The organism is Xanthomonas cissicola, from assembly GCF_008801575.1.
GTDB lineage: Bacteria > Pseudomonadota > Gammaproteobacteria > Xanthomonadales > Xanthomonadaceae > Xanthomonas > Xanthomonas cissicola.
Genome location: NZ_VZPL01000154.1, coordinates 1 through 2,957, shown reverse-complemented (window position 1 = coordinate 2,957; position 2,957 = coordinate 1). Strand labels below are relative to the sequence as shown.

Below are 2,957 nucleotides of genomic sequence, written 5' to 3'. Positions count from 1 at the left end.
TGGCGTCGCACTACAGTACATCCAGCCGGGAAAGCCAAATCAGAATGCCTTCATTGAGCGCTTCAATCGTACGTTCCGCGAGGAAGTGCTCGACCTGAATCTCTTCGCCTGCCTCGACGAGGTGCGCAAAGCCGCCCACTGGTGGATGATCGACTACAACGAAGCAAGATCCCATGATTCGCTCGGCGGAATGACCCCGGTCGAGTACCGCAACAAGCACACCGGAATCTCTACTTTTGAAGTGTTTGCTTGACGGGGGAGCTTACGGAACGATCCAACGCCTACCGTGCTCTGCTCGATGAAGCCCTCTCCGACGAACTGCTCGCCAGTATTCGTATTCGTCTTCATCTACAGCAGCAGCGAGCCCTGGGCCATGACGCATTCCGCGCAATGGTCGAAGCCAAGACCCACCGCTTTGCAGGCGTCAGGCCCGCTCATCGGCCACGCAAACCGAACACCGTCGACTGATAAGTGAACCTGACCCCGTTATTCCTACTCAACGCGTCATTGACGGACCGGCCTGGGTAACGGCTTGCTGCGACTGCTCCAGCGCCTGCTGCTGTTCGCGTGCCCGGGATTGAGTCTGATTGATTGCCTGCAGGCGATCGAACGACTTGGCCTCTGCTGTCTGCACGGCGTCCACCGTCGGCATGTGTGCACGCTGGTGTGCCGGGTCGTTGAGGGCGCCCTGGACGACAAAGACCTTCTCGCCGCCGGCCAGCTGACCTGTTGGGTTGTTGAGCACTACATGATCCACCCGCGACAACACTTCCTCTTTTGCCAGCGCAAGCAGGCTGGCAGTCATGCGCTGGCTTGCCCCGTCCCACTCTTTGCCGTGCCGGGTGTCGAGCTGCATCACACCATCTTTGATCTGCTGGTACAGCGCGTGGTCTGGGTGGCCTGTCTGTGAAGGCGTCTGCGCCAGGGAACTTGGCGATTGTGGGTCGCGCTCTCGCAGCTCCTGCTCCAGCGCCTGGGCAGAAATCGGCGAGACGTGCAGGTGAGTGTCCTTGCTGTGCTGGAAGAGCCCAGGGGTTGGCGGCTGCGTACGACTGTCCAGGTATGGCATGGGACGGGGGTCACTGCCCAGGTCAATGCCGTTGTGCTCCAAAATTTCTTCTTTGAATCCCAGGCGCTGCATGTCCAGGATCATTGGCTGCTCCGGCTCGCCGGGCTTTGACTTGTTGTAGTGTCGCTCGTAGATGGCAGCTGTGCCGACCACCCACGGACCGTAATGGTTGACGTAGTCGGACTGGCCCGCATGACCGATACGGGTGTCCTTGACCGATTTGTCGAAGTAATTCACTCCCATTGCCTCGACATTACCCGCCGTGGGCGACAACGTCAGGTCGCTATTGAACGCCAGGTTTGCCTTGGGCGTATAGACGCTTGGATAACCGCTGCGCGTGACGAAATCTCTGGCCCGACCATCCGCAAACAGGTATACATCCTCAAGCGTAGGATTAGGATTACGACTCTTTACCGCGATCACGATAGCGTTCCATCCGGCTATTTCGGCCGTTGCTTCGTCCGTACGGTTACTGGCCAGCACCTTCTCGCCAGCAGCAGTGTAATCGTGCGTGCTACGGGCAATTTTTATTGCCTCTGTTTTGAACTGTTCCCGCGCAAGCGCAGCAGTGGGACTGTAAAGACTATGCTGAATTTCATGTCCCAAGACGAAAGTCAAATCGCCTGCTGCTGCATGCTTGCCGTTGGCATCATTCACCAGCGCTGCAAGCGGCAGGTGAATTTCCTGATCGCGTGGATCATAGGTGCCTCCCGCATGCGGATCGTTTAACGGCGCGAAGCCTTTCAGCACCTTTTTCTGCACCGCCTCGTTGATCTGGCGGGTCAACTCGGGCGAATCGTTCAGGACCCGGTTGAAGTTGTCCAGATGCTCACGTGTGACACCTGGTTGCTGACCGAATGACGCCACCACGGCACTTGCTTCTTGGCTCAACATGTCCGCTCCTTGGATTAGCGAATTTGAACCCACTCGACGCACTGATGAGTGGTGCGCGCTAAAGGTTCGTCAGCCTCGCCACGCGGGAAGAGCTCTACGCGCATCCCTGGGCGTTGAAAGATATCGCTCATCCATCGCCCATCTTCGACAAGATTGCGTTGTCGCGAGAAACCCATTTTTTCGAGGTGCGCCGCAAATGCCTCGAAGTCGATCTGGCAGATATCCGACATAGACGGAGACGCTTCTGGCGGATTAGGCAGGAACAGGAACTCGAACCATGCACCCTTTATTTCGGTTTTGTTGACACCAAACCCGTAGTTCCAGTTTTGGGTCAGCACTCCGCTGGCACCGAACCGCCCGGAACCATCACCACGATGCTGTACCGACTGGCCCATTGCTCGAGACACATAATCGGCAGTGAACGATTCAATACTGGTGCTTGTGCGAATCAGCTCCAGTACCCGCTCCAATGCTTCCTGCGCGGTACGTGGTCCACCTTTGGAAGGATCTGCAGGTACGTGATCGGCTGAGGAACTCATGGCAGATGTCTCCGTGACGGTTGCCGGTGCTGGGGTGGCCGCCGTGTGGGCGCATGCGCCCAGAGCGAGGGTGGCGAGCAAGGCGTAGAGGGGGCGCGCGATCATGAAGCGTCCGTTGTGCGCTGGTGTGGCTGCGACGCTAGTGGCATCCGGCACCGAGGTCAATCGCAAGGGGTCTGGCAGCCGCACCATCATCACCGCACGCTGCGCGCCTTGGCCGGCACCTCCACCGGCGGCAACACCTCCATCAGCAACTGTCCTTCGCTCGCGGTGATGCGCAGCTTGGTGCCGATGGCAAAGCCCAGTTGTTCCAGCCATACGACGTCCACCCAATTTTGAGTAGCGCCTCAGTTTGGAGTCCAATTCCCTACCCCGAGGAGATTGGACGTGAAGAAACGTTTTACTGACGAGCAGGTCATCGGCTTTCTGCGCGAAGCCGAAAGCGGCGTGGCGAT

3 protein-coding genes and 3 pseudogenes are annotated in these 2,957 nt (G+C 58.3%); 3 read left to right on the top strand and 3 right to left on the bottom strand.

Annotation, left to right across the window (positions count from 1 at the left end; genetic code table 11):
* A pseudogene (locus F7R02_RS24735) lies at window positions 1–253 on the top strand (integrase core domain-containing protein); the annotation flags it as partial.
* Window positions 250–468 carry a hypothetical protein gene (locus F7R02_RS24730; protein ID WP_151210292.1) on the top strand — a complete coding sequence of 73 codons (219 nt, stop codon included), beginning with the start codon at window positions 250–252 and terminating at the stop codon, window positions 466–468. The pseudogene F7R02_RS24735 and the gene F7R02_RS24730, both read left to right, overlap by 4 nt.
* Window positions 469–496: 28 nt before the next feature.
* On the opposite strand, the gene F7R02_RS24725 is transcribed toward F7R02_RS24730, so the two are convergent.
* The 3 genes and pseudogenes from F7R02_RS24725 to F7R02_RS24715 form a co-directional block, all read right to left on the bottom strand.
* The gene (locus F7R02_RS24725; RefSeq protein ID WP_172397239.1) at window positions 497–1,963 is read right to left on the bottom strand and encodes an XVIPCD domain-containing protein; all 1,467 of its coding nucleotides are present in this window, start codon (window positions 1,961–1,963) and stop codon (window positions 497–499) included.
* Between the two features lie 14 nt (window positions 1,964–1,977).
* Entirely contained in the window at window positions 1,978–2,607 is a 630-nt protein-coding gene (locus F7R02_RS27105) for a hypothetical protein (RefSeq protein WP_078590093.1), read from the bottom strand.
* 89 nt (window positions 2,608–2,696) lie between these two features.
* Window positions 2,697–2,822: pseudogene (locus F7R02_RS24715) on the bottom strand (SymE family type I addiction module toxin); the annotation flags it as partial.
* A 67-nt stretch (window positions 2,823–2,889) separates the two neighbouring features.
* Here F7R02_RS24715 and F7R02_RS27625 point away from each other — a divergent pair.
* Window positions 2,890–2,957 (top strand): annotated as a pseudogene (locus F7R02_RS27625) (transposase); the annotation flags it as partial.

Coding starts and splice junctions, on each gene's coding strand:
- F7R02_RS27105 (WP_078590093.1), bottom strand. CDS start 2,607: ATGATCGCGCGCCCCCTCTACGCCTTGCTCGCCACCCTCGCTCTGGGC.
- F7R02_RS24725 (WP_172397239.1), bottom strand. CDS start 1,963: ATGTTGAGCCAAGAAGCAAGTGCCGTGGTGGCGTCATTCGGTCAGCAA.